The organism is Blastococcus saxobsidens DD2, from assembly GCF_000284015.1.
Classification (GTDB): Bacteria; Actinomycetota; Actinomycetes; order Mycobacteriales; family Geodermatophilaceae; genus Blastococcus; species Blastococcus saxobsidens_A.
In genome coordinates this window covers 2,545,023-2,568,458 of the sequence record NC_016943.1, presented here as the reverse complement: position 1 = coordinate 2,568,458, position 23,436 = coordinate 2,545,023, and the positions used below count along the sequence as shown (strand labels likewise).

General features: G+C 73.0%; 24 protein-coding genes. 18 read left to right on the top strand and 6 right to left on the bottom strand.

Annotated elements, in window-relative coordinates:
• Nucleotides 1-8 precede the first annotated feature (8 nt).
• Together BLASA_RS12155 and BLASA_RS12150 are read right to left on the bottom strand one after the other, a co-directional pair.
• Complete coding sequence (locus BLASA_RS12155) at nt 9-1,307, bottom strand: copper resistance D family protein (protein ID WP_051004967.1); 1,299 nt, start codon at nt 1,305-1,307, stop codon at nt 9-11.
• Nucleotides 1,308-1,414: 107 nt separating this feature from the next.
• A complete protein-coding gene (locus BLASA_RS12150) occupies nt 1,415-2,032 on the bottom strand; it encodes a copper resistance CopC family protein (RefSeq protein WP_014376444.1) in 618 nt (205 codons plus the stop codon).
• A 368-nt stretch (nt 2,033-2,400) separates the two neighbouring features.
• Between BLASA_RS12150 and BLASA_RS12145 the strand changes: the two genes are divergently transcribed.
• From BLASA_RS12145 to BLASA_RS12135, 3 genes are all read left to right on the top strand, one after another.
• The gene (locus BLASA_RS12145; RefSeq protein ID WP_014376443.1) at nt 2,401-3,168 is read left to right on the top strand and encodes a hypothetical protein; all 768 of its coding nucleotides are present in this window, start codon (nt 2,401-2,403) and stop codon (nt 3,166-3,168) included.
• A gap of 82 nt (nt 3,169-3,250) precedes the next feature.
• Nucleotides 3,251-3,949 (top strand): class F sortase, encoded by a 699-nt coding sequence (locus tag BLASA_RS12140; RefSeq protein ID WP_014376442.1) that lies wholly within the window; start codon nt 3,251-3,253, stop codon nt 3,947-3,949.
• A gap of 44 nt (nt 3,950-3,993) precedes the next feature.
• Entirely contained in the window at nt 3,994-4,737 is a 744-nt protein-coding gene (locus tag BLASA_RS12135; protein WP_014376441.1) for an HAD family hydrolase, read from the top strand.
• A gap of 18 nt (nt 4,738-4,755) precedes the next feature.
• On the opposite strand, the gene BLASA_RS12130 is transcribed toward BLASA_RS12135, so the two are convergent.
• Nucleotides 4,756-5,721 (bottom strand): RecB family exonuclease, encoded by a 966-nt coding sequence (locus BLASA_RS12130; RefSeq protein WP_014376440.1) that lies wholly within the window; start codon nt 5,719-5,721, stop codon nt 4,756-4,758.
• 194 nt (nt 5,722-5,915) lie between these two features.
• On the opposite strand from BLASA_RS12130, the gene BLASA_RS12125 reads away from it, so the two are divergent.
• Together BLASA_RS12125 and arc are read left to right on the top strand one after the other, a co-directional pair.
• A complete protein-coding gene (locus BLASA_RS12125; RefSeq protein WP_041776441.1) occupies nt 5,916-6,740 on the top strand; it encodes a tRNA (adenine-N1)-methyltransferase in 825 nt (274 codons plus the stop codon).
• Between the two features lie 176 nt (nt 6,741-6,916).
• Nucleotides 6,917-8,695 (top strand): proteasome ATPase, encoded by a 1,779-nt coding sequence (arc, locus tag BLASA_RS12120; RefSeq protein WP_014376438.1) that lies wholly within the window; start codon nt 6,917-6,919, stop codon nt 8,693-8,695.
• 179 nt (nt 8,696-8,874) lie between these two features.
• On the opposite strand, the gene BLASA_RS26290 is transcribed toward arc, so the two are convergent.
• Nucleotides 8,875-9,723, bottom strand: a complete 849-nt coding sequence (locus tag BLASA_RS26290; RefSeq protein ID WP_014376437.1) for a transglycosylase family protein — start codon at nt 9,721-9,723, stop codon at nt 8,875-8,877.
• A gap of 289 nt (nt 9,724-10,012) precedes the next feature.
• Here BLASA_RS26290 and dop point away from each other — a divergent pair, with 289 nt between their 5' ends.
• Nucleotides 10,013-11,518 (top strand): depupylase/deamidase Dop, encoded by a 1,506-nt coding sequence (gene dop, locus BLASA_RS12110; protein WP_014376436.1) that lies wholly within the window; start codon nt 10,013-10,015, stop codon nt 11,516-11,518.
• 76 nt (nt 11,519-11,594) lie between these two features.
• Here the strand turns inward: dop and BLASA_RS12105 are convergent, their stop codons facing one another.
• The gene (locus tag BLASA_RS12105; protein ID WP_041775734.1) at nt 11,595-12,623 is read right to left on the bottom strand and encodes a hypothetical protein; all 1,029 of its coding nucleotides are present in this window, start codon (nt 12,621-12,623) and stop codon (nt 11,595-11,597) included.
• A gap of 338 nt (nt 12,624-12,961) precedes the next feature.
• Between BLASA_RS12105 and BLASA_RS12100 the strand changes: the two genes are divergently transcribed.
• The 6 genes from BLASA_RS12100 (at nt 12,962) to pafA (ending at nt 17,501) form a co-directional block, all read left to right on the top strand.
• Nucleotides 12,962-13,171, top strand: a complete 210-nt coding sequence (locus BLASA_RS12100; RefSeq protein WP_014376434.1) for a ubiquitin-like protein Pup — start codon at nt 12,962-12,964, stop codon at nt 13,169-13,171.
• A gap of 32 nt (nt 13,172-13,203) precedes the next feature.
• Nucleotides 13,204-13,866 carry an endonuclease VII domain-containing protein gene (locus tag BLASA_RS12095; RefSeq protein ID WP_014376433.1) on the top strand — a complete coding sequence of 221 codons (663 nt, stop codon included), beginning with the start codon at nt 13,204-13,206 and terminating at the stop codon, nt 13,864-13,866.
• A 97-nt stretch (nt 13,867-13,963) separates the two neighbouring features.
• Nucleotides 13,964-14,821: a proteasome subunit beta gene (gene prcB / locus BLASA_RS12090; protein ID WP_014376432.1), complete on the top strand. Its 858-nt coding sequence runs from the start codon at nt 13,964-13,966 to the stop codon at nt 14,819-14,821.
• A gap of 3 nt (nt 14,822-14,824) precedes the next feature.
• Nucleotides 14,825-15,700 (top strand): proteasome subunit alpha, encoded by an 876-nt coding sequence (gene prcA / locus BLASA_RS12085; RefSeq protein WP_014376431.1) that lies wholly within the window; start codon nt 14,825-14,827, stop codon nt 15,698-15,700.
• Nucleotides 15,701-15,728: 28 nt separating this feature from the next.
• Nucleotides 15,729-16,076 carry a hypothetical protein gene (locus BLASA_RS12080; protein ID WP_014376430.1) on the top strand — a complete coding sequence of 116 codons (348 nt, stop codon included), beginning with the start codon at nt 15,729-15,731 and terminating at the stop codon, nt 16,074-16,076.
• 66 nt (nt 16,077-16,142) lie between these two features.
• Nucleotides 16,143-17,501, top strand: coding sequence for a Pup--protein ligase (pafA, locus tag BLASA_RS12075; protein ID WP_014376429.1), 1,359 nt, complete (start codon nt 16,143-16,145; stop codon nt 17,499-17,501).
• 125 nt (nt 17,502-17,626) lie between these two features.
• Here the strand turns inward: pafA and BLASA_RS12070 are convergent, their stop codons facing one another.
• Nucleotides 17,627-18,775, bottom strand: coding sequence for a DUF3866 family protein (locus tag BLASA_RS12070; RefSeq protein WP_014376428.1), 1,149 nt, complete (start codon nt 18,773-18,775; stop codon nt 17,627-17,629).
• 76 nt (nt 18,776-18,851) lie between these two features.
• Between BLASA_RS12070 and BLASA_RS12065 the strand changes: the two genes are divergently transcribed.
• The 6 genes from BLASA_RS12065 to BLASA_RS12040 all read left to right on the top strand — a co-directional run bounded on the left by BLASA_RS12065 (nt 18,852) and on the right by BLASA_RS12040 (nt 23,349).
• Nucleotides 18,852-19,871: a helix-turn-helix transcriptional regulator gene (locus BLASA_RS12065; RefSeq protein WP_014376427.1), complete on the top strand. Its 1,020-nt coding sequence runs from the start codon at nt 18,852-18,854 to the stop codon at nt 19,869-19,871.
• On the top strand, nt 19,868-20,851 hold the full coding sequence (locus tag BLASA_RS12060; protein ID WP_014376426.1) for a helix-turn-helix transcriptional regulator: 984 nt from the start codon (nt 19,868-19,870) through the stop codon (nt 20,849-20,851). Before BLASA_RS12065 ends, BLASA_RS12060 begins: the two co-directional genes overlap by 4 nt.
• A gap of 9 nt (nt 20,852-20,860) precedes the next feature.
• On the top strand, nt 20,861-21,067 hold the full coding sequence (locus tag BLASA_RS12055) for a hypothetical protein (protein ID WP_014376425.1): 207 nt from the start codon (nt 20,861-20,863) through the stop codon (nt 21,065-21,067).
• A gap of 89 nt (nt 21,068-21,156) precedes the next feature.
• Nucleotides 21,157-21,483, top strand: a complete 327-nt coding sequence (gene tatA, locus BLASA_RS12050) for a Sec-independent protein translocase subunit TatA (protein ID WP_014376424.1) — start codon at nt 21,157-21,159, stop codon at nt 21,481-21,483.
• 19 nt (nt 21,484-21,502) lie between these two features.
• Nucleotides 21,503-22,417 (top strand): twin-arginine translocase subunit TatC, encoded by a 915-nt coding sequence (tatC, locus tag BLASA_RS12045; RefSeq protein ID WP_041775733.1) that lies wholly within the window; start codon nt 21,503-21,505, stop codon nt 22,415-22,417.
• A gap of 26 nt (nt 22,418-22,443) precedes the next feature.
• Nucleotides 22,444-23,349 carry a YegS/Rv2252/BmrU family lipid kinase gene (locus BLASA_RS12040; RefSeq protein ID WP_231839454.1) on the top strand — a complete coding sequence of 302 codons (906 nt, stop codon included), beginning with the start codon at nt 22,444-22,446 and terminating at the stop codon, nt 23,347-23,349.
• Nucleotides 23,350-23,436: the final 87 nt, after the last annotated feature.

Sequence of the window (23,436 nt, the reverse complement as noted above, 5' to 3'; positions counted from 1 at the left end):
CGCTGGCCTCACTCGACGACGAGCACATCGCCGAACGTCGTCGAGTGGCGGTTGGTGAACGGGTAGGTCCCCGGCTCGGCCGGGGCCAGGAAGGTGATCAGCGAGCGCCCCGGGACGACGACGTCGAAGGACCCGTCGGCCGCGGTGATGGTCCCCTCCTGCACGGTGCTGTTGTGCACGGTGACCCGCGAACCGGCGGCGACCGGGCCGGCGACGTGGAAGCGCTCGCCGTCGATGAGCACGGCGACCGACAGCTCCCCGTGGTCGTGGCCGGCCATGGGGTCCGCAGCTGTCCCCGGCGCCGCGGCGACCGGGCTGCCCGACCCGGTGGCGGCTGCCGCGGCCGACTGCGGGGGAGGGGAGGAGGCCAGGGCGACGGCCAGCGCGAGGGTCGCCAGCATGACCAGCACCTCGACGGCGGCGAACCGGCGGAAGCTGCCGGGTTCCCCGGCGTGCAGCCGGGGCAGCGTGCGCCGCCGGTGCTGCCACCCGAGCAGGCCCAGGACGACCAGCGCCGCTGTCTTGGCGACCAGCAGCCATCCGTAGCCGCTGTCCAGCGCGCCCAGCAGCGCCGCGGCGCCGCCCAGGACGGCCCCGGCGGCGACCACCCCGGAGAGGGCGGTGACCAGCAGGCACAGCAGCGCTATCGGGCTGAACCGGGCGACGGCTCCTGCCAGTTCCCCGCTGCGCCGGCCGTGGGCGACCAGGGCCAGCAGCCCGCCGACCCATACGCCGGCGGCGACGACGTGCACGGCCAGGGTCGTCGCGGCGAGGGCGTGGTCCCCGGCGCCGGAGGAGTGCCCGGTGAGGACCACCGGCACGATCAGCGCCACGAGGGCGCCGGCCAGCAGGATCCGCGCGACCACCGGGCGGCTGCACCGGCGGGCGCCGAACGCGAGCACCGCGGTCAGCGCGACGACGAGCAGTGCGGCCCGTCCGGCTCCGGTGTCGCCGACGAACACGCGGACCGCGGACCAGGTCAGGGCCGTCGGCGGCGCGCCCACCAGCCGGCTGAGCGTCAGGACCGCGCCGAGCGCGGTCGCCGCGGCCCAGCCGACGGCCCACCAGGACGCCGCCACGGTCGCCCGCCGGCCGGCGGATGACAGGCCCACCCGTCCGCCGGGGAGCAGCACCGCCGCGAAGAGCAGCGTGCCGATGGTGCCCACGGCCGCGATCCGGCCGGCCAGCGTGACGACCGGCAGGCTCCACTCGACCAGCTGGCCGGCACCGGCCAGGCCCGGCGACCCCGCCGCGGAGCCGTCGCGACCCAGCTCGATCGCCCCGAGCAGCAGCGCGGTCAGAGCCACTCCCGCCAGCGCGGCGACGGGTCCCCGGGAGGTGGCCGGACCGGCCGGGGAGACCGCTGCCGGAGCGTGCTCCGGCGACGGCGTGCGAGTCGCCGGGGCGGCGCTGCTCACGCCCGCCCACGCAGACGGCGGGCGAGCAGGACCCCGAGTGCACCGAGCACGACGACACCGGCCGCGACCCAGCCGATCGCCGCGCCGCTGCCGTCCGACCGCTCGGCTGCGGCGGCCTCCACCAGCGGCGCCGCAGGGACCTCCGGGAGGGGGGTGGCGGCAGCAGCCGGGGCCGGCACCGGCGGCGGGCCCGATCCGGTGACGGTGAAGGTGTAGGAGCCCGAGAGCGGGTGCCCGTCGGACGACGTGCTCCGCCACTGCACGGTGTACCGGCCCGGCGCCGGCGTCCCGGCCAGTTGCTGCACCACCGCCGTGTCGCGGATCTCGGCTGGTCCCTCCGCGATGTCCGCGCCGTCGGGGCCGGCCACCACCACCTCCGTGCCGAGGGGGAGCGGGGGCCCGCTGAACCGCAACTGGATCTCCGGCGGTGCCGTGTCCAGCGTGGCATCGGCGGCAGGGGAGGTGCTGACCAGCCCGTCGTGCGCTGCGGCCGGTGCCACGCCCGACCCGAGCAACAGGGCCGTGGCCGCTCCGACGCCGAGCAGCAGCGCCGTCGTCCGTCGCAGGGCGGAGGATCGCTGCCGGCCGGGGAACTCGAGTCCTGAAGCGGTCATGACCATCCTTCGTGCGCGTGGGGGCTGCCGGTTCGGTCGGCCGGGGCAGAGGACGGCGGAGGCGGCGAAGATCCGCTCAGCGTCGAGCGGGACAAGATAGGACGCAACTCGTGGGCACACGATCGGGTGTGTGTGCATGGAAATGAACCGCTCGGGCACCTGGTGCGAATACCGGACGGTCAGCGTGGTCGGCGGGGGAGTCCTCTCCCGCCGGGGGAACCCGCCCGCTGGTCAGGGTCCTCCCGGACCCCGTTCCACGGTGGATGCACCAGTGCGTCCACCGGCACGACGGGCGAACGGTTCCCAATCGCCGCCCGCCGGCACCGCCCCGGGGCGGTGTCGACTCTTCCGACCATGAGGAGCTCACCTTGCGCAAGGCATTCGCACTCCCGACCGTGGCCATCGCTGCCGCGGCCTTCCCGCTGCTGACCATGTCCGCTGCCTCGGCCGCGCACGACGGCAGCTACCAGGGTGACCTGGGCGCGCTGAACGGATCCGGCGTGTCCGGCACCGGGATGGTCACCCTCGAGGGGAACTCGGCCACGGTCATGATCGAGGCCTCGGGTCTCCTGGCGGGTTCCCCGCATGCCCAGCACTTCCACATCGGCGCCAAGGGCGAGTGCCCCACCGACGCCGCTGACACGGACGGCGACGGCTTCCTGAGCACGACCGAGGGCGCGCCCGCCTACGGCGCCATCGGCACGTCGCTGACCACCGAGGGTGACACCAGCCCGGACAGCGGCCTGGCCATCGACCGGTTCCCGACCGCCGAGGGGGGCACGGTCTCCTACGAGCGGACCTTCGAGATCTCCACCGAGGTCCAGGAGTCCTTCGCCGCCGGCACCGCGGTGCTGGTCCTGCACGGCGTCGACAAGAACGGTTCGGGTGCCTACGACGGCGACGTCATGAGCGACCTGGACCCGTCGCTGCCCATGGAGGCGACCGCTCCGGCCGCCTGCGCGCCGCTGACGATGGCCCAGATGGGCACGACTCCTGCGGGCGGCGCCGAGACCGGTGCGGGTAGCACCGCCGGCGTCGAGGAGCAGGCGGCCATGGGCGTCGGCGCGCTGGCGCTCGCCGGTGCCGCCGGTGCCGGTGCGCTCGCGTACCGCCGCCGCCAGGCCGACCAGGCCTGATCCGGCCGCGGAGCCGCGCGGGAGGCATGATCTTCCGCGCGGCTCCGCGCTCGCCCCGCACCCCCCTCGGAAGGAACCTCGCGTGACCGAGCAGAGCAGACGTCGACCGGGCGCGCGGACGTGGACGGCACTGGCCGTTGCGCTCGCCCTCCTGGGGGTCGTGGCCCTCGTGGTGGCGATCACCGGGCAGCAGCAGGCGCCGCGGCCCGCGGCGACCAGCGACCGGATCGAGCCGCCGGCTGAGCAGTCCGCCACCCAGGACCCGGCCGCGGGCGAGGCGGTGGCCCCGGCGACCGCGCCGCCCGCCGAGGTGCAGGTGGCCGAGCCCGTGTCGGTGACCATCCCGGCGATCGACGTCACCAGTGACCTGCTGCGGCTCGGGCTCAACGACGACGGCACGGTGGAGGTGCCGCCCCTGGAGGCGGACGACCGGGCCGGCTGGTACGAGCCCGGCCCGGCACCCGGTGAGGTGGGGCCCGCGGTCCTCCTCGGGCACGTGGACTCCGCCGAGCACGGCCCCGGGATCTTCTTCGACCTCGGCGCCCTGCAGCCCGGCGACGAGGTGACCGTGGCACGCGAGGACGGCACGGTCGCCGTCTTCGCCGTCGACCGCATCGAGGTGCACCCGAAGGACGACTTCCCGACCCTCGAGGTCTACGGCAACACCGACGACGCCCAACTGCGGCTGATCACCTGCGGCGGGGACTTCGACTCCTCGGTCCGCAGCTACGAGGACAACGTCATCGCCTTCGCGTCCCTGGTGGGGACCCGCCCGGCCTGACCGTGCCCCGCGGTCGTCGACGGCCCGCCGACTACGCTGACGGAGTGCCGGTGGAGCCCGTGGGTGGACGCACCGCACCCCCAGCCCCGCAGCTGCGCGCGGTGCTGTTCGACATGGACGGCACGCTGGTGCAGACCGAGGAGTACTGGGGCGAGGCGATGTTCGAGCTCGCCGATGCGCTGGGCGGACAGATGTCGACCGAGGCACGCGCCGCCACCGTCGGCACGAGCATGCGCCACTCGATGCAGGTGCTGTACGCCGACCTGGGGGTCGTGCGCACGGAGGAGCAGCTCCAGGCCGACGCCCGCCGTGTCGAGGACCGGACCGGGGAGCTGATGGCGACCGCCGGCATCCCGTGGCGGCCGGGCGCCCGTGACCTGCTGGCCGACGTGCGCGCGGCCGGGCTCGCCACCGCCCTGGTGACGACGACACCGCGACGCCTGGCCGACATCGTGCTGGCGAGCATCACCGCCGATCTGGGGGCCGATCCGTTCGACGTCACCGTCTGCGGCGACGAGGTGCCGGCCCGCAAGCCCGACCCGGCGCCCTATCTGCAGGCCGCCACCGCGCTCGGTGCCGATGTTCTTTCCTGCGTGGTGGTCGAGGATTCGTTGGTGGGCGTCACCTCGGGGCTGGCCGCCGGGATGGCGGTGCTCGGTGTCCCGGCCCTGCAGCCGGTGCCGCCGGCCCGGGGACTGACGCTGCGCGACAGCCTCGCGGAAATCGGTGCGCCCGAGCTGGCGGCGGTGCTGGCGGCCGGCCCGGCGATGGAGAACGTCGGCCGCTGACCCGGCCGCTGGGCGTCGTCAGGCCGGGGTGACCGGCAGCGTCGTCCGCCAGCCGGCGGCGGCCGCCGCTTCGGCCGGGAACGGCGGGGGAGTGCCACCGAAGGACGGGCACAGGGCCTGGTGGTCGCACCAGCCGCACAGCCGGGTCTTGTTCGGCCGGAACTCACCGGTGGCCACCGCCCGCTCGATGGCCGACCAGATGGCCAGCAGCGTCCGCTCGAACCGGATCAGCTCCTGCTCGTCCGGCGCGTAGGTGAGCGCGTCGCCGTCGCCGAGGTACAGCAGCTTCAGTTGGGCGGCCACGACACCGCGGGTGCGCCAGAGCACCAGGGCGTAGAACTTCATCTGGAACAGCGCCGTGGACTCGAACGCCTCACGGGGCATCGAGCCGGTCTTGTAGTCAACCACCCGCAGCGCGCCGTTCGGGGCGACGTCGAGCCGGTCGACGTACCCGCGCAGCAGCAGCCCGTCGGGCAGGGTGACCTCGACCAGCTGCTCGCGGCCCTCCGGCTCGAGGCGGCGGGGGTCCTCCAGCGTGAAATACCGCTCCACGAGCTTCCCGGCCGAGGCGAGCCACGCCTCCACGGACTCCGGGGCCTTGGCGGCGGTCTCCGCGCCGTCGGCGTGCGCGGTCGCGAACAGCTCCGCGACACCCGGCTCGTCGCGCAGCTCGGCCCAGGCCGGCTCGAGCAGCTTCAGTGCGCTCTCGGCCGTGCGCCGGGCCGCAGGCAGGTCGTACAGCCGTTCCAGCACCGAGTGGACCAGCGTGCCCCGCACCGCGGCGCGGCTCTTGCGCTCGGGCAGCCGGTCGATGGTGCGGAAGCGGTAGAGCAGCGGGCAGGTCTTGAAGTCGGCCGCGCGGCTGGGGGAGAGCGACGGCCGGCGGGGCGCGGACGGGTCCGCCGTGGGCGGGACCACCACGGCGACGGAGTCGTCTGCCACGTCGTCGGTCTGCAGCATGTCGGTCCGCACCATCGCCGTCATGCGCCCGAGGCTAGGTCGCGGCTCCGACAGTTCCGAGCGCCCGCGCCGAGTCGAGGACACGGGTCACAGCAACGCCGTCCGTACGCTGGTCGCCCGTGGAGCATTCGCAGGAACCGGCAACCGACGTCGTCGACGAGGCGCAGCACACGCCGGAGGAGACGCCGCAGGAGCCACCGGCCCAGCGGGCGGAGCCGGTGGAGGGCGCCTTCGTCGCCGGCGACCGGGTGCAGCTCACCGACCCCAAGGGCCGGCTGCACACCGTCGTCCTCACCCCCGGCAAGCAGTTCCACACCCACCGCGGTGCCATCGAGCACGACGACCTGATCGGGGCGCCCGAGGGCTCGGTGGTGCACTCCACGGCGAACACCGGCTACCTGGCGCTCCGCCCGCTGCTGGCCGACTACGTCCTCTCCATGCCGCGCGGCGCCCAGGTCATCTACCCCAAGGACGCCGCCCAGATCGTCGGCTTCGGCGACATCGGCCCCGGCATGCGGGTGCTCGAGGCCGGCGCCGGCTCCGGTGCGCTGAGCTGCTCGCTGCTGCGCGCCGTCGGCTCGGGAGGGTCGCTCACCAGCTACGAGCGGCGGGAGGACTTCCTCGACGTCGCCCGGTCCAACGTGGGCGCTTTCTTCGGGGAGGTGCCGGGCAACTGGACCTTGCGCCTGGGCGACCTGGCCGACCACCCGGCCGAGGAGGTCGTCGACCGAGTCGTCCTCGACATGCTGGAGCCGTGGGCGGTGCTGCCCACCGTCGCCGCGGCGCTGCGCCCCGGCGGCGTCCTGGTCGGCTACGTCGCCACGGTCACCCAGCTGTCCACCTACGTCGAGGCGCTGCGCGCGCAGGGCGTCTGGACCGAGCCCTACGCCTGGGAGTCGCTGTTGCGGCCGTGGCACGCCGTCGGCCTGGCCGTTCGCCCGGAACACCGGATGGTGGCGCACACCGCCTTCCTCGTCACCGCCCGCCGGCTCGCCGAGGGGGCGGTCGCGCCCATCCGCCAGCGGCGCGCGCAGAAGCACTGAACGGACGCTCCTGCCCCCACCGCTCGCACGCTCGCGGCGGGTCCCTGCAGGAGGGCCGCTGCAGCACGTCCCGGGCGTCCTAGCAGCCGCCGACGACCTCCGCGAGCCCACGGCGAACTGTCGCCGCCCGTGTATAGATTTGCGTCCTGGCTCCCCCGACTGTGCGGAGGTGCGTGATGGGCCTGGGTCCTGACGAGCTGAAGGCGCGGCGTGAGCGCGACGTCGCCGCGCTGCTCAGCCAGATCTCCTACCTCGAGGAAGAGATCGGCCTGCTCCGCCGCAAGGTGGCCGACAGCCCGCGCCAGGTGCGCGCGCTGGAGGAGCGGATCGCCGAGGCGGAGGGCCGCGCGGCCTTCCTCTCCGAGCGCAACGACAAGCTCGCCGGCACCCTCCGGGACGCCCGCGAGCAGCTGGTGACACTCAAGGAGGAGGTCGACCGCCTCGGCCAGCCGCCGTCGGGCTACGGGGTCTTCCTCACCGGCTACGCCGACGGCACGGTCGACGTCTTCACCGGCGGGCGCAAGCTGCGTGTCTCGCTGTCGCCGAACGTGCCGGCCGAGGACCTGCGCCCAGGCCAGGAGGTCATGCTCAACGAGGCGATGAACGTCGTCGAGGCGCGCGGCTACGAGAAGCAGGGCGACGTCGTCATGCTCAAGGAGCTGCTCGAGCCGATCGACGGCGTCACCCAGCGCGCCCTGGTCATCGGGCACACCGACGAGGAGCGGGTGGTCTACCTCGCCGACTCGCTCACCGACCAGCCGCTGCGCGTGGGCGACTCGCTGCTGCTGGAGAGCCGCTCGGGCTACGTCTACGAGCGGATCCCCAAGAGCGAGGTCGAGGAGCTCGTCCTCGAAGAGGTCCCCGACATCGACTACACCGACATCGGTGGCCTGTCGCGGCAGATCGAGCAGATCCGCGACGCCGTGGAGCTGCCGTTCCTGCACGCCGACCTGTTCCGCGAGTACGAGCTGCGCCCGCCGAAGGGCATCCTGCTGTACGGCCCGCCCGGGTGCGGGAAGACGCTGATCGCGAAGGCCGTCGCCAACTCGCTGGCGAAGAAGGTCGCCGCGGCCACGGGGGACGGCGACGCGAACCAGGGGAAGTCGTACTTCCTGAACATCAAGGGCCCGGAGCTGCTCAACAAGTACGTCGGCGAGACCGAGCGGCACATCCGGCTGGTGTTCCAGCGGGCGCGGGAGAAGGCCAGCGAGGGCACGCCGGTCATCGTGTTCTTCGACGAGATGGACTCGATCTTCCGGACCCGTGGCTCGGGGGTGTCCTCCGACGTCGAGTCGACGATCGTGCCGCAGCTGCTCAGCGAGATCGACGGCGTCGAGGGGCTCGAGAACGTCATCGTCATCGGTGCCTCGAACCGCGAGGACATGATCGACCCGGCCATCCTGCGGCCCGGCCGGCTGGACGTGAAGATCAAGATCGAGCGTCCGGACGCCGAGGCCGCGCGCGACATCTTCAGCAAGTACCTGAGGACGTCGCTGCCGATCAACCCGGACGACCTCGCCGAGCACGGCGGCAGCCGCGAGGCGACCATCGCCGGGATGATCCAGCGCACCGTCGAGCGCATGTACACCGAGAGCGAGGAGAACCGCTTCCTCGAGGTCACCTACGCCAACGGTGACAAGGAGGTCCTGTACTTCAAGGACTTCAACTCCGGCGCCATGCTGCAGAACATCGTCGACCGGGCGAAGAAGATGGCGATCAAGGAGCACCTGGAGACCGGTACGTCGGGTCTCCGGGTCAGCCACCTGATGCAGGCCTGCCTCGACGAGTTCAAGGAGAACGAGGACCTGCCCAACACCACCAACCCCGACGACTGGGCGCGGATCTCGGGCAAGAAGGGCGAGCGGATCGTCTACATCCGCACGCTCATCAGCGGCAAGGGCAACGAGGCGGGCCGGGCCATCGACACGGCCACCAACACCGGCCAGTACCTGTAGCAGGACGACGAACGGCCCGGCCACGCACGTGGCCGGGCCGTTCGACTGTCGATGGCTCGCTGATGATCAGGTCACCTGATCGAGCGGGGTCCTGGCTCACGGTCGACCGTGAGCCAGGACCCCGTGCGTTGAGCCAGGACGGCGGCGGGGAACGCGCCCCTGTGCGCCGATCGTCCGCGTCAGCCCAGCCGCAGCACCTGGCCGGGCACGATGACGGCGGGGTTCGGCCCGATGACGTCGCGGTTGGCCGCGTAGAGGCTCCGCCACTCGAGGTCGTGCGTCGCCGCGATCCCGGACAGGGTGTCGCCGGGACGCACGGTGTACGACCGGCCCGCGTCGGCGGCGGGGGCCGCTGCGGGGGGAGCCGCCGAGGGGACGCCACCCAGCGTCAGCACCTGGCCGGGGAAGATCACCGCGGGATCGGCGAGCACTGCGCGGTTGGCCGCGAACACCTCTCGCCAGTCGAGGCCGTGCGCCGCGGCGATCCGGGACAGCGTGTCGCCGGAACGCACCGTGTACGACCGGCCCGGAGCAGCCGTCGCAGGCGCCGGGGCCGGGGCGGCAGCGGCGACCCGAGGCGCCGGGGCGGGGGCAGGTGCCGGTGCGGGCGCAGGGGCCGGTGCGGGGGCCGCGGCGCTGCCTGCCTTGTCGGCCTCGCCGAGGCCCAGCTTCGCCGAGCACGCCGGCCAGGCGCCCCAGCCCTGGACGGCCAGCGTCTTCTCGGCGGTGGCGATCTGCTGCTCGCGGGTGGCCAGGTCGGCCCGCGGGGCGTAGGCGGTACCGCCGAAGCCCTCCCAGGTCGACTGGGAGAACTGCAGGCCGCCGTAGTAGCCGTTCCCGGTGTTGATGGACCAGTTGCCGCTGCTCTCGCACTGCGCGAGGCGGTCCCAGGTGGACCCGTCGGCGGCCCCGGCGGTGCCGGCACCGATGAAGGGTGCCAGCAGCACGGCACCGGTAGCGGCGAGTCCCGCGGTGCGGCGCCGGAGAGAGCGGGTGGACGGGCGGGAGGTGGTGCTCGGGTTCGTCATGATCCTCTCGAACGGCGGGCGCCCGCGTGATCGCCGGCCATCGGCGGCAGCACGCTCCGCCCACGGAGCCGGAGAGACGAGAGACGATCACCGCAGGGCGGAACGGGGCGCGCGGCGTGTCCGGTGGGTGCAGGGAGCGACTCGACGGCCGCGGTACCCGTGCGCATCCCGTGGCCATTCTGCTCAGGCCCGGGCAGTCCCGAGGCTACGGAACCGATCCGGTACGTGCCACCCGCCGGCTCCGGTGCCGACGCCCGGGCGGGAGCGGCGGGCCGCCTAGGGTTGGGGCATGAGCGTGCGGCGGGTCATGGGCACCGAGGTGGAGTACGGGATCTCGGTCCCCGGGCAGCCGGGCGCCAACCCGACGACGTTGTCCAGCCAGGTGGTGAACGCCTGGGCGGTGGCCGAGGCACCCATTCCACGCCGGCCGCGCTGGGACTTCGAGGAGGAGTCGCCGTTGCGCGACGCCCGCGGCTTCGACCTCACCCCGGCGCAGGCGCTGGACCACAACGACTTCGACGAGGACCACGGGATGGCCAACGTCATCCTGACCAACGGCGCCCGGCTCTACGTCGACCACGCGCATCCGGAGTACTCGACTCCGGAGGTCACCACGCCGCGGGACATCGTGCTGTGGGACAAGGCGGGGGAGCTGGTGATGGCCGAGGCGGCGCGTCGAGCGGCCCGCATCCCGGGCAGCCAGCCCATCCAGCTGTACAAGAACAACACCGACGGCAAGGGCGCCTCCTACGGCAGCCACGAGAACTACCTGATGGACCGGCGCACCCCGTTCCTCGACATCATCCGCGGGCTGGTGCCCTTCTTCGTGACCCGGCAGGTGTTCGCCGGGTCCGGTCGCGTGGGGATCGGCACGGAGAGCCGCGCCGACGGGTTCCAGCTGTCCCAGCGGGCCGACTTCTTCGAGGTCGAGGTGGGGTTGGAGACGACCCTCAAGCGGCCGATCATCAACACGCGGGACGAGCCGCACGCGGACGCCGACAAGTACCGGCGGCTGCACGTGATCATCGGCGACGCGAACCTCGCCGAGCTCTCGACCTACCTCAAGATCGGGACGACGTCGCTGGTCCTGGCCATGATCGAGGCCCGTGCGCTGCCGCACGACCTCGCCATCGAAGAGCCGGTCCGGGAGCTGCAGGCGATCAGCCACGATCCGACGCTCACGCACCGGGTGCTGCTGCGCGACGGGCGGCGGATGACCGCGGTCGAGGTGCAGCGGAGCTTTCTGGAGAAGGCCGTCCACTTCGTCGAGACGCGCGGGGAGGCCGACGAGCAGACGGCCGACGTCCTGCGCCGCTGGGCCGAGGTGCTCGACGACCTCGAGGCGGATCCGATGCGGCTGGCCGACCGGTTGGACTGGCCGGCCAAGCTGCGGTTGCTCGAGGGATACCGCTCCCGCGACGGGCTGGCCTGGGGCGACTCGCGGCTGCGGCTGGTCGATCTGCAGTACTCCGACGTCCGGCCCGACAAGGGGCTGTACAACCGGCTGGTCGCCCGCGGGGCCATGCAGCGGTTGCTCGGCGACGAGGAGGTGCAGCGGGCGATGGTGACGCCACCGGGCGACACCCGCGCCTTCTTCCGGGGCGAGTGCCTGCGTCGCTTCCCCGGTCAGGTCGCCGCGGCGTCCTGGGACTCGGTGGTGTTCGACCTGGGCCGGGAGAACCTGGTGCGGATCCCGACGATGGAGCCGCTGCGCGGCACCCGGGAACACGTCGGCGCGCTCTTCGAGGCCTCCGCGACGGCGGAGGAACTGGTCGACACCATCACCGGCGGCTGACTGCCGGCCGGTCCGGGCCCTCGCCGGTGGGGCGGTGCGGACACCGTTCCTGGGCGAGGGCCGGCCGGATGATGTGTCAGTTGCTGCCCCCGAGCCGGTTCTGCATCTCTTCCAGGACGTCGTTCGGGATCCGCTGCAGGACGTCCTCGGGGATCCGGTCCATGAGGTTGCCTTGCATGTCGTCCATCATGTCGCCCGGCATGTCCATCGGGACCTCGGACATGTCCATCGGGGCGCCCTGGATGGCGCGGGCCAGGTCCCAGCGCTGCGCGGTCTCCCGCAGCCAGTCGGCCCACTTCTCGGCGTCGGCGCCGTACTCGCCGTCGACGGCGCCCTCGACGATCTGCCGGACATCGGCACGCGCCTCCTCCGGCTCCTGGCCGAAGATGGACTGGATGTCCTGACGCAGGTTCTGCGGCATCGACGAGATCAGACCGCCGATCCGCTCGGTCCAGCTCTCGACCTCGTCCCCGTAGTCCCCGCTGAGGCCGGACTGCACGATGTCCTGCAGCTCCTGGGCCCGCTGTGAAGCCGGCAGGTCCTGCAGGCCCTGCAGATCCTGCTGGAGGTCCTCGGGCAGCCAGTCGCCCATGTCGACCTGGGGCACGTCGCCGAAGACGTCGTCGACCTGCTGCTGCGCCTCGTCGAGCGCCTGCTCGGCCTGCTGCTGGGCCTCCTCCAGCGCCTGCTCGGCTTCCTCGACGGCTTCCTGGGCCTCCTGCTCGGCCTGGTTGCTGCCGTCCTCGGCGGCCTGCTCGGCGGCCTGTCGAGCATCCTCGAGCTCCTGCTCCGCCGCCCGCACCGCCTCCTGGGCCTGCTCCTGGACCGCCACGGTGGCTTGCTGCCGGGTCTCGTCGAGTGCCTGCTCGGCTTCCTCGACGGCTTCCTGGGCCTCCTGCTCGGCCTGGTTGCTGCCGTCCTCGGCGGCCTCCTCAGCTTCCTGCTGGGCGTCCTCGAGGGCCTGCTCCGCCTCGTCGACCGCCTGCTGCGCCTGCTCCTGGACCGCCTCGGCGGCCTCCCGCACCTCGTCGGCCGGGGCGGCGGCCGCGGCCGGGGCCATGAACACCGCCGCAGCGGTCAGGGCCGCGGCGCCGGCCCCGGTCACGGTGCCTCGTCGTCCTCGAAGTCGCAGATTCACGGTGGATCTCCTCGTGTACTGGTCCGGGTTCCTGCCGGCCGCGCCGTCCTTGGCGGGCGCCGCGGTGGAGAGGCCGCCTCCGCGCGGTCCGGGTGGACCGGGGCGGTGGCTGGCGCATCCCTGGTGTTCCCAGCGGGCGACCATCGGACGAGTGCAAACCCGTGACAGTCCCATGACGTCGGCGCAACATGGGCGCCGACGGAGCTCCGCGCAGCCCTGCGGGTGCTCGGTCGGCAGCCGCAGAATGTCGGTGCCGGCGGGTAGCTTTCAGCCAGCAGCGGATCCGAGGAACCGGAGGGCACACCATGGCCACCAGAGACACCGGCGGGCAGCAGAAGGCGACGCGGTCGCGCGAGGAGACGGACGAGGTCGAGGCCTCGGTCGACACCGAGGTCGCCGAGCGGCACAAGGAGATGACTGAGGACGTCGACTCGTTGCTGGACGAGATCGATGGCGTACTTGAGGAGAACAGCGAGGACTTTGTGCGTGCTTACGTACAAAAAGGGGGGGAGTGACCAAGATCATTTAGCCTCGAGGATCGCATGCCGTGAAGACGAAGTTCTGTCGGGACTGCGGGGTGCATCGCCCGGTTGCCGAGTTCAGCAACAACAGAAGGTCGCGTGACGGTCTGGCGTTCTACTGCCGTGAGCACCTCGCCGAGCGCTCCGCGAGAAGCCGTGATGCTCGGCGCCTCCAGCCGCGCAAGAACCGTCTCGCCCCGTCGGAGCTCCGCATCCCGGAGGGGTACAAGTGGTGTCCAGACTGTGCCGAGGTAAAGCCCTTCGAGCAGTTCCCGCGCACGGTGGCTTCACGTTCGGGGCGAGCCACCTATTGTCTTCCGTGTCACAACCTCCGCGGACACAAGTCGAGGGAAAAGGTGGGTGGCGCACGGACGTACCACCTCACGCGGCGCTACGGCATCACCGTCCAGGAAGCCGATGCCATGCTGGCCTCGCAGGACGGGAAGTGCGCCATCTGCCGGACAGCGCCCGCGGCACATGTGGACCATGATCACGCGACCGGCCGTGTGCGAGCCCTCTTGTGTTTCAACTGCAACGGTGGGTTGGGGCAGTTCAAGGACGATCCGTACGTGTTGCGTGCCGCTGCCGATTACGTCGGCTTCCACACGCTGAGTCAGTACCTGGTCACTGCCTTCGAGGCTGTTGGCATAGGACCGGTCCGAGCCATCCGCCCGGGAAGCCACCGGTAGGGTCGCAGCGACGTCCGGAGAACCGCGGCACTGACTCGCGCGGGTCCGGTCGAGGACAGCGGTCACGCCGGCGAAAGACGGCGGGAGAGGTGGATACGTGAACGAATCGTCAGCCGGCCGGAGCGGGTTCGCGCCCGCCTACCTGGACCGGGTGGGCTCCTCGTTCACCGACTTCCTGTCCTCGGCCGCGCCGGATCTGCTGCCCGGCCGGCGCCCGACGCCGCAGCTGCCCGTGGGTGACATCGCGCCGCACGGCACCACGATCGTCGCGGCCGCCTACGACGGCGGCGTGCTCATGGGCGGCGACCGCCGCGCCACCATGGGCAACCTGATCTCCAGCCGCGACATCGAGAAGGTCTACCCGGCCGACTCCTACAGCGTCATCGGCATCGCCGGGGCCGCCGGCATCGCCATCGAGATGGTGAAGCTCTACCAGGTGGAGCTCGAGCACTACGAGAAGATCGAGGGGCTCACCATGTCCCTGGACGGCAAGGCCAACCGGCTGGCCCAGATGATCCGCGGCAACCTCGGCGCGGCCCTGCAGGGTCTCGCCGTGGTCCCGCTGTTCGCCGGCTTCGACCTCGACGCCGTGCCCGGCACCGCCCCGGGGCGGATCTTCAGCTACGACGTCACCGGCGGGAACTACGAGGAGCGCGGCTACGCCGCCGTCGGCTCCGGATCGCTGTTCGCGAAAAACTCGCTGAAGAAGACCTGGCGGTACGGACTCCCCGCCGACGAGGCCACCCGCACCGTCGTCGAAGCGCTCTACGACGCCGCCGACGACGACTCCGCCACGGGTGGTCCCGACCCGGTGCGCCGGCTGTACCCGATCGTCTACCGCGTCGACGCCGAGGGCGCCGTCCGCCTCACCGACGCCGAGGTGGCCGCGGTCGCCGACCAGATCGTCACCGAGCGCGCGGCCGCCGACCGCCAGAACACCCAGCGGGAGGCCTGAGCCATGACCATGCCCTACTACGCCTCCGCCGAGCAGGTCATGCGGGACCGCTCGGAGTACGCCCGCAAGGGCATCTCCCGCGGCCGCAGCGTCGCCGTCCTCACCTACGCCGACGGCGTCCTGCTCATCGCCGAGAACCCCAGCTCCACGCTGCACAAGATCGGTGAGATCTACGACCGGATCGGCTTCGCCGCCGTCGGCCGCTACAGCGAGTTCGAGAGCCTGCGCGTGGCCGGGGTGCGGCTGGCCGACGTCCGCGGCTACTCCTACAACCGTCGCGACGTCACCGGCCGGGTCATCGCGAACGCCTACGCGCAGACACTCGGCGCGATCTTCACCGAGCAGATGAAGCCCTACGAGGTCGAGCTCTGCGTCGCGGAGGTGGGGGAGACCCCGGAGCAGGACCAGCTCTACCGGCTGACCTTCGACGGCTCCGTCGTCGACGAGCCCGACTTCGTCGTCATGGGCGGCCAGGCCGACTCCGTCACCTCGCACCTGCGCGACCACTTCCACGCCGGCATGGGCCTGGCCGACGCGCTGAAGGTCGGGGTCGACGCGCTGTCGGCCGTCAGCCCCGCCACCGCCGGGGCGGGCAACGGCGGCCCCAGCCGGCTGGGGGCCCAGCAGCTCGAGGTCGCCGTCCTCGACCGGCGGCGGCCCAAGCGCGCCTTCCGCCGGATCGTCGGCGCGGCCCTGCACACCCTCCTGGGCGACGGCGAGACCGGCCCGGCGCCGGCACCGGCGCACACGCATCCCCCGAGCCACCCCGCGCCGGGGACGCCCGCGGGTCTCGGCGACCCGGCGGCCCCGGACACGGCCGGCGGTGCCGCCCACACCGGCGAGGCGCATCCGCAGACCGGGGACGACACGGGGGACTGATCCGCGCTCGTGGGGTAGGGGAGCCGGCATGCCGGACTACGAGGTCAACGACGACGCCGTCGCCCATGCCCGGACGCTGATCGGCAACGGCGCCTACGACGACCGGACGGAGTGGTCCGACGCCGCACCCTCGGCCGACGACGGCAACACCGAGATCGAGAAGCACGGCTGGGACGACTACGCCGCCTGGCACCTCGGCGTCGACCCGGAGGCGAACGAGGAGACCAAGAAGCGCTACCACTTCCCGTACGGCGACTTCTCGACGGTGAACCGGGCCGCGCTCATCCACGGCAAGCAGCGGGCGTCCCAGAACGGGCACGACCAGATCGAGCAGGCCTTCGACGACCTGCTGCAGCGGCTCGACGCCCAGCGGTAGCGGGATCCGGGCCGGTCCGCGGTCCGGTGCCGGGCCACTGTCGCTCCCGGCGCCTAGTCTCGGAGCGTGGACCGACGGATCTTCGGGATCGAGACCGAGTACGGCGTCACGTGCACCTTCAAGGGTCAGCGCCGGCTGTCGCCGGACGAGGTCGCCCGGTACCTGTTCCGGCGGGTGGTGTCGTGGGGGCGCAGCTCCAACGTCTTCCTGCGCAACGGCTCCCGGCTCTACCTCGACGTGGGCAGCCACCCGGAGTACGCCACCGCCGAGTGCGACGACCTGGCCGAACTGGTCGTCCACGACAAGGCCGGCGAGCGCATCCTCGAGGGCCTGCTGGTCGACGCCGAGCAGCGGCTGGCCGAAGAGGGCGTCACCGGCGACATCTACCTGTTCAAGAACAACACCGACTCGGCCGGCAACAGCTACGGCTGCCACGAGAACTACCTCGTGGGCCGGCACGGCGAGTTCGCCCGGCTGGCCGACGTGCTCATCCCGTTCCTGGTCAGCCGGCAGATCGTGGTGGGCGCCGGCAAGGTGCTGCAGACGCCGCGCGGCGCCATCTACTGCGTCAGCCAGCGCGCCGAGCACATCTGGGAGGGCGTCTCCAGCGCCACCACCCGGTCCCGGCCGATCATCAACACCCGCGACGAGCCGCATGCCGACGCCGAGCGCTACCGGCGGCTGCACGTCATCGTCGGCGACTCCAACATGAGCGAGACGACGACGCTGCTCAAGGTCACCATGACCGACCTGGTGCTGCGGATGATCGAGTCCGGCGTCCCGATCAGGGACATGACGCTGGAGAACCCGATCCGGGCCATCCGCGAGATCAGCCACGACATCACCGGCCGCCGCAAGGTCCGGCTGTCCAGCGGCCGCGAGATGTCGGCGCTGGAGATCCAGTCCGAGTACCACAGCCGCGCGATGGAGTTCGTCGACCGCGAGGGCTGCACGCCGGTGCACCGGCAGATGCTCGAGCTGTGGGGCCGGGTGCTCAAGGCGGTCGACAGCGAGGACCTGAGCCTCATCGACCGCGAGATCGACTGGGCCATCAAGTACAGCCTGCTCGAGCGGTACCGCGCCAAGCGCGAGCTGCCGCTGAGCTCCCCGCGGATCGCTCAGATGGACCTGGCGTACCACGACATCAGCCGCACCCGCGGGCTGTACTACCTGCTCGAGCGGGCCGGCCAGGTCGAGCGGGTCGCCCACGAGCCCCAGGTGTTCGAGGCGAAGAACGTGCCGCCGCAGACCACCCGGGCCCGCCTGCGCGGGGAGTTCATCCGCAAGGCCCAGGAGAAGCGCCGCGACTTCACCGTCGACTGGGTGCACCTGAAGCTCAACGACCAGGCCCAGCGCACCGTGCTGTGCAAGGACCCGTTCAAGTCCGTCGACGAGCGCGTGGAGAAGCTCATCGCCTCGATGTGAGCTATGACATCGCGGTCCTCCGGACCGCACCGCGGCCAACTGCCGTCCCCGACGGCCGTCGAGCCGCTGCGTCGTGCCTGCGCGGACCCCTCCGGGGCCCACTCGGCACGATCACCGTGGTTGTGTCAGTCACTCGTCCCTAGCGCCGCCGGTTCCTTCTCGGCATCCTCCGGCAGTGGGACTTGCAGAGCTGCGTAGCGGCCCGCCGCCGCCGCGGCCAGGAAGTACGCTCGCTCCTCGGGGTAGCCGCGGCCCATCGTGCGCAGCGGCACGGGCGACAGCCCCAGGGCGGTGTCCAGCCCGTCGGTGTCCACCCAGACGACGACGTTGCGCTCCGGCTGGCCCGCCAGGTCCTCGTCCACCTGGCCACCCAGCTCCGAGGAGAGGCCGCGCGGGGCGACCAGCGAGACCCCGCCCAGCGCCACCCGGCCGAACGCGGTCAGCGAGTGGTGCGAGACGCCACGGTGCCGGGGGCGCGGATCGGCGTCGGAGATGCGCAGCGCGCCCACGGGCAGGCCGCCGAGCACGCTCACGGCGTTGCACGCCTCGCCCGCCGCGACGCCGGAGAAGCCCCACGGCGTCCCGGTGCCCAGGTTGCCGGGCCCCTGCGTGACGATCGCCAGGTCGGCGTTCAACACGTGCTTGGCCGCCAGCAGCCCGGTGTGCAGGGTGACCGCCTCGAGGTCGCCGCCGAACGCCTGCCCGACGGTGACCACCCCGGCCAGCGAGTTCTTCAGCGCACCCACCGCGCGGGAGAACGCCGCGGGCAGCGCGCCGCCGTCGGTCATCACGTAGGCCACCCGCAGGTCCGGGTCGGTGGCGAGCATGCCGATGAGCACCGCCGGCAGCGCCGAGTGGAGGTCGGCCACGACGACGGGCATGCCGGCCAGGTCGTCGGCGGCGGCGATCGCCGCGTGGTGCTCGGTGTCCTGCTCGTCGACGCCCTGCACGGTCACCTGCAGCGGCGTGTACCGCGCCTTGACCAGGTGCCCGGGGATCTCGGGGTCCGGCGGCAGCCGGTCGGGGACGGCGACGACCAGCGCGTAGCCGCCGGTGCCGAGGTTCTGCGCCAGCGCCGTCGTGTTGAGCAGCACGTCGTCGCCGACCTCGGGAACGCCGACCAGCGACGGGTAGGCGAGCGCCTGCAGCTCGCCGTCGCCGGGCACCTCGACGGTCAGCTCGAGGGCGTCGCGCCACGACCGGCCGGTGGCGCTGACCCGCCCGCGGCGCCACCGGATGCGCGAGGTGGGCACGGATCCGGCTGCGCTGCTCATACCGGCAGGCTAGCGAGCGCGCCCGGAGGTGGCCGGGCGACGACGGCGGGCCGGCCGCGGCACTAGCCTGAGGGGCATGGCGGCCAAGCGGGCGGAACGACTGGTCAACCTGGTCATCGCGCTGCTCAGCACCCGGCAGTTCGTCACGGCCGCGCGCATCCGGGCCACCGTGCCCGGTTACGAGGCCGACGACGGCTCCGCCCGCGCCGACGAGGCGTTCAAGCGCATGTTCGAGCGGGACAAGGCCGAGCTGCGGGAGATGGGCGTGCCGCTGGAGACCGGCCGCACCAGCGTCTTCGACACCGAGGACGGCTACCGCATCGCGCGCGCCGACTACGAGCTGCCAGAGATCCACCTGACCGGCGAGGAGGCGGCCGCGGTGGCCCTGGCCCTGCGTCTGTGGGAGTCCGCGCAGCTGGCCGGCGCCGCCCAGAGCGCGCTGGTGAAGCTCCGGGCCGCCGGCGTCGACGTCGACACCTCCGGGACGCTTCCGATCCAGCCGCGGCTGGACCGGGGGGAGGCCGCGTTCGAGCCCTGCTACGCCGCGGCCCGCGACCGCCGCCGGCTGCAGTTCGACTACCGCCGTCCCGACGAGGACACCGCCGTCCGCCGGGACGTGCAGCCGTGGGGAGTCGTCGCCTGGCACGGGCGCTGGTACCTGGTGGGGCACGACCTGGACCGGCAGGCCCCGCGGGTGTTCCGGCTCGGGCGCGTCGTCGGCACCCCGAAGGCCGTCGGGCCGGCCGGAGCGTTCGAGCCCCCCGCCGACCTGGACCTCACCGCGGTCGTGGCGGGTCAGGCCGGGGGAGAGGAGCAGCTGGTCGTGGTGCGGGCACGGCCGGGCACCGCCGTGGGCCTCCGACGGCACGCCACCTCGCTCGGCCCGGCCGACGACGGCGAGGACCGGTTGCAGCTGCGCACCACCGAGCCCTGGGCGCTGGCCGACCAGCTGGCCGCCTACGGGGCCGACGTGGTGGTCGAGGCGCCCACCGGGATGCGCGACGCCGTGATCGCCCGGCTGACCCGCCTGGCCGCGATGGGCGCAGCCCGAGAGAGCGCGCCGGAGCCGGCCGGTTCCCCTGCGGAGCAGCGATGACGACCTCGGGCACCACCGACCGGATGACCCGGCTGCTCGCCCTGGTCCCGTACCTGTCCGCCCGGGCGGGCGGGGTGGCCGTGGCCGAGGCGGCCCGCGACTTCGGCGTGACCGAGCGCCAGCTCCGCAGCGACCTGGAGCTGCTGTGGATGTGCGGCCTCCCCGGCTACGGCCCCGGTGACCTCATCGACGTCGCCTTCGAGGGCGACCGGGTGCGGGTCACCTTCAGCGCCGGCATGGTCCGGCCGCTGCGGCTGACCACCGACGAGGCGGTCGCCCTCGTGGTGGCGCTGCGCACCCTGCTCGAGCTGCCGGGTCTCGCCGAGCGGGATGCGGTCAGCCGGGCCCTGGCGAAGGTCTCGGCGGCGGCCGGCGCGGCGGCCGACCGGGTCACCCCCGTGGCGGTGAGCGTCGACGCCCGCGAGGAGACGCTCGCCGTCGTCCGGACCGCACTGGAGGGCGGCCGCGCCCTCCACCTGCACTACTACGTGCCCACCCGGGACGAGCGGACCGAGCGGACCGTCGACCCGATGCGGCTGCTGCTGGTCGACGGCCGGTGGTACCTGGAGGCCTGGTGCCGCCGGGCGGAAGGGGTCCGGCTGTTCCGCCTGGACCGGGTGGACGACGCCGCCGTGCTCGACGAGCCCGCGGCGCCGCCGCCCCAGGCCACCGGCCGCAACGTCGACAACGGGGTCTACCAGCCCGGCGCCGACGCGCCCCAGGTCCGGCTCCGCCTCGCCCGCAGCGCCCGCTGGGTGGCCGACTACTACCCGGTGGAGGACGTCACCCCGGTCGATGACCCCGCCGGCGGCCTGGCGGTCACCGTGCGCACCGCCGACCTGGCCTGGGCCCGTCGGCTGGTCGCGACGCTCGGCGGGAACGCCGTCGTCGACGAGCCGGCCGAGATCGGCACCCAGGTCGCTGCCGAGGCCCGGGCCGCGCTGGCCCGATACGGCATCGCTCCGGGCGCGGACGGCTAGGGTTCCGCCGTGGTGTTCTGGATCGTGCTCGCCGGAGTCGTCGTCCTGGCGCTGGTCGTCCTCGGCGTCGTCGCGTACGGGGTCCTGGGGGCTTTCGGCCGGCTGGACCGCGAGGTCGCGGCGGCCGAGCGCGACGTGGCGCCGGTGCTCGCCCAGGTGCAACGGGCATCGGACCGGGCCACCCAGCTGCGGGACGGGCGCTCGTCCGGCAGCTGAACGCCGCCCGGACCATCCGCGTGCAGCCCGGGAGCGAACGCTCCGCGGCGTAGCATCGCCGGAGCCACCCGACTTCTGGAGGACGCGCCATGGGACTCGGCCCGCTCGAGATCGGCCTGATCATCCTGGCCATCCTGCTGCTCTTCGGCTACAAGAAGCTGCCCGACGCCTCGCGCTCGCTGGGCCGGTCGCTGCGCATCTTCAAGGGCGAGATGAAGGGCATGAAAGAGGACGACGTCCGCACCCGGGACGCCGCCACCACCACCCCGGTCCGCGGCGAGATCGTCGCCCCCGCGTCCGCCCCGTCGGACGAGCTGAACACGCGCCTGCAGGACGAGGCCCGGGCAGCCGAGGTCCGGGCCGCGGAGCTGCGGGCCCGCGCCGACCAGGCGCGCACGACCGACGGCCCCCGCTGATCTCCCGGGAGTTCGAGCGGTGAGCGAGGCGACCCGCGGGGCACGCCGCCGACGGCGCCCTCCCCGGGACGCCGAGGCGGCGATGACGCTGATCGCGCACCTCACCGAGCTGCGCAACCGGATCGCCAAGGCCCTGCTCGCGCTGGTGGTGGTCACGGCGGTCTGTTTCTGGTGGTACGAGCACGGCCTCGGCGAGTTCATCCGCGCCCCGTACTGCGGGCTGCCGGAGGACCTCCGGTTCACCAACGGCGACCGGTCCGAGTGCGGGCTGCTCATCACCAACGTCCTGGGCGGGGTCTTCATCCGGCTCAAGGTCGCGTTCCTCGCCGGGGCGGTGCTCTCCTCCCCGTTCTGGCTCTACCAGCTGTGGGCGTTCGTGACCCCGGGGCTGAAGAAGAACGAGAAGCGCTACGGCATCGCCTTCGTGGCGGTCTCCTCGACGCTGTTCGGCCTGGGCGCGGCGCTGGCCTACATCTCGCTGTCCGCCGGCCTCGAACTGCTGCTCGGTCTGGCCGGCAGCGGCACGGTCATCGCGCTGACCGCGCAGGACTACATCGGCTTCGCGATCTCCCTGCTGATCGCGTTCGGGGTCAGCTTCGAGGTGCCGCTGATCGCCGTCGCGCTCAACCTGGTCGGCGTCCTGAGCTACGACGTGCTGCGGAGGAGCCGCCGGTGGATCTTCTTCCTCACCATCGTCTTCGCCGCCTTCGTCACGCCCACCCAGGACCCGTTCACCATGCTGGTCATGGCCGGGCCGATGATCGTGCTGTTCGAGTTGGCCATCCAGGTGGCCCGGTTCGTCGACCGGCGGCGCGCCCGGCGGGACGCCCTGGCGCACTTCCACGACCTCGGTGACGACGAGGCCTCGCCGCTGGACACCCGCCCCTCGCCCCTCGACGCGCCGGTCGACTCCTCGCCGTCCCCGCGCGGCTGAGGCTGGCGACGGCTGACCCCGTGGACGTGACCGTCATCATCAGCCCGGTCGCCGGTCGCGGCCGGGCCCGCGCCGTGGCCGCCTCGGCCCTGGACGTCCTGCGGGACGCCGGGCTCACCCCCCGGGTCCTCGGGGCCCTCACCCGTCCCGACGCCGAGCGGCAGGCCACCGAGGCGATCCGCGACGGCGCCGCTGCCGTGGTGGCGGTGGGGGGAGACGGCGTCGCGCACGCCGGCCTGCAGGCGGTGGCCGGCACCGCGACGCCGCTGGCGCTGATCCCGGCCGGCACCGGCAACGACCTGGCGTTCGCCCTGGGCGTGCCGATCGATCCCACGGCGGCTGCGCGTGCCGCTGCCGCCGACCTGCGGGCCGGCCGAGCCCGGACCGTCGACGCCGGACGCACCGCCGGCCGGTGGTGGGCCACGGTCCTCGCCTGCGGATTCGACTCCGCGGTCACCGACCGGGCCAACCGGCTGCGCTGGCCGAAGGGACGACGTCGGTACGACGTCGCCGTCCTGGCCGAGCTGGCCCGGCTGCGCCCCTACGAGGTGACGCTCACGCTGGACGGGGTGGCTCGGACACTTCCGGCGACGATGGTCGCCGTCGGCAACACCGCCTGGTACGGCGGCGGCTTGATGGTCTGCCCGGCCGCCGACCCGGCCGACGGGCTGTTCGACGTCACGGTCGTGGGCGCCACCAGCCGGCTCGAGCTGATCCGCACCAAACCGCGGCTGGCCGACGGCACCCACGTGGCGCACCCGGCGGTGACGGTGCACCGCGCCGCCCGCGTGGACCTGTCCTGCGCCGGCGTCACCGCCTACGCCGACGGGGAGCCGGTGGCACAGCTTCCAGTGCGCAGCGAGTGCGTTTCCGGGGCGCTGCGGGTGGCCGGCGCGAATCCCGCCTCATGCCGCTTTGATCAAGTGACCTGATCATTCGGGGTCCTGGCTCACCACCGGTGCTGAGCCAGGACCCGAAACGATCAGCTGACCTGATCATCGGTCGCCCAGCGCCTAACG

What these genes read in the sequence shown, in the direction of transcription:
- BLASA_RS12150 (WP_014376444.1), bottom strand. Translation starts at nt 2,032, where the DNA reads ATGACCGCTTCAGGACTCGAGTTCCCCGGCCGGCAGCGATCCTCCGCC.
- BLASA_RS12130 (WP_014376440.1), bottom strand. Translation starts at nt 5,721, where the DNA reads ATGACGGCGATGGTGCGGACCGACATGCTGCAGACCGACGACGTGGCA.
- arc (WP_014376438.1), top strand. Translation starts at nt 6,917, where the DNA reads ATGGGCCTGGGTCCTGACGAGCTGAAGGCGCGGCGTGAGCGCGACGTC.
- BLASA_RS26290 (WP_014376437.1), bottom strand. Translation starts at nt 9,723, where the DNA reads ATGACGAACCCGAGCACCACCTCCCGCCCGTCCACCCGCTCTCTCCGG.
- dop (WP_014376436.1), top strand. Translation starts at nt 10,013, where the DNA reads ATGAGCGTGCGGCGGGTCATGGGCACCGAGGTGGAGTACGGGATCTCG.
- BLASA_RS12100 (WP_014376434.1), top strand. Translation starts at nt 12,962, where the DNA reads ATGGCCACCAGAGACACCGGCGGGCAGCAGAAGGCGACGCGGTCGCGC.
- prcA (WP_014376431.1), top strand. Translation starts at nt 14,825, where the DNA reads ATGACCATGCCCTACTACGCCTCCGCCGAGCAGGTCATGCGGGACCGC.
- BLASA_RS12080 (WP_014376430.1), top strand. Translation starts at nt 15,729, where the DNA reads ATGCCGGACTACGAGGTCAACGACGACGCCGTCGCCCATGCCCGGACG.
- BLASA_RS12070 (WP_014376428.1), bottom strand. Translation starts at nt 18,775, where the DNA reads ATGAGCAGCGCAGCCGGATCCGTGCCCACCTCGCGCATCCGGTGGCGC.
- BLASA_RS12065 (WP_014376427.1), top strand. Translation starts at nt 18,852, where the DNA reads ATGGCGGCCAAGCGGGCGGAACGACTGGTCAACCTGGTCATCGCGCTG.
- BLASA_RS12060 (WP_014376426.1), top strand. Translation starts at nt 19,868, where the DNA reads ATGACGACCTCGGGCACCACCGACCGGATGACCCGGCTGCTCGCCCTG.
- tatA (WP_014376424.1), top strand. Translation starts at nt 21,157, where the DNA reads ATGGGACTCGGCCCGCTCGAGATCGGCCTGATCATCCTGGCCATCCTG.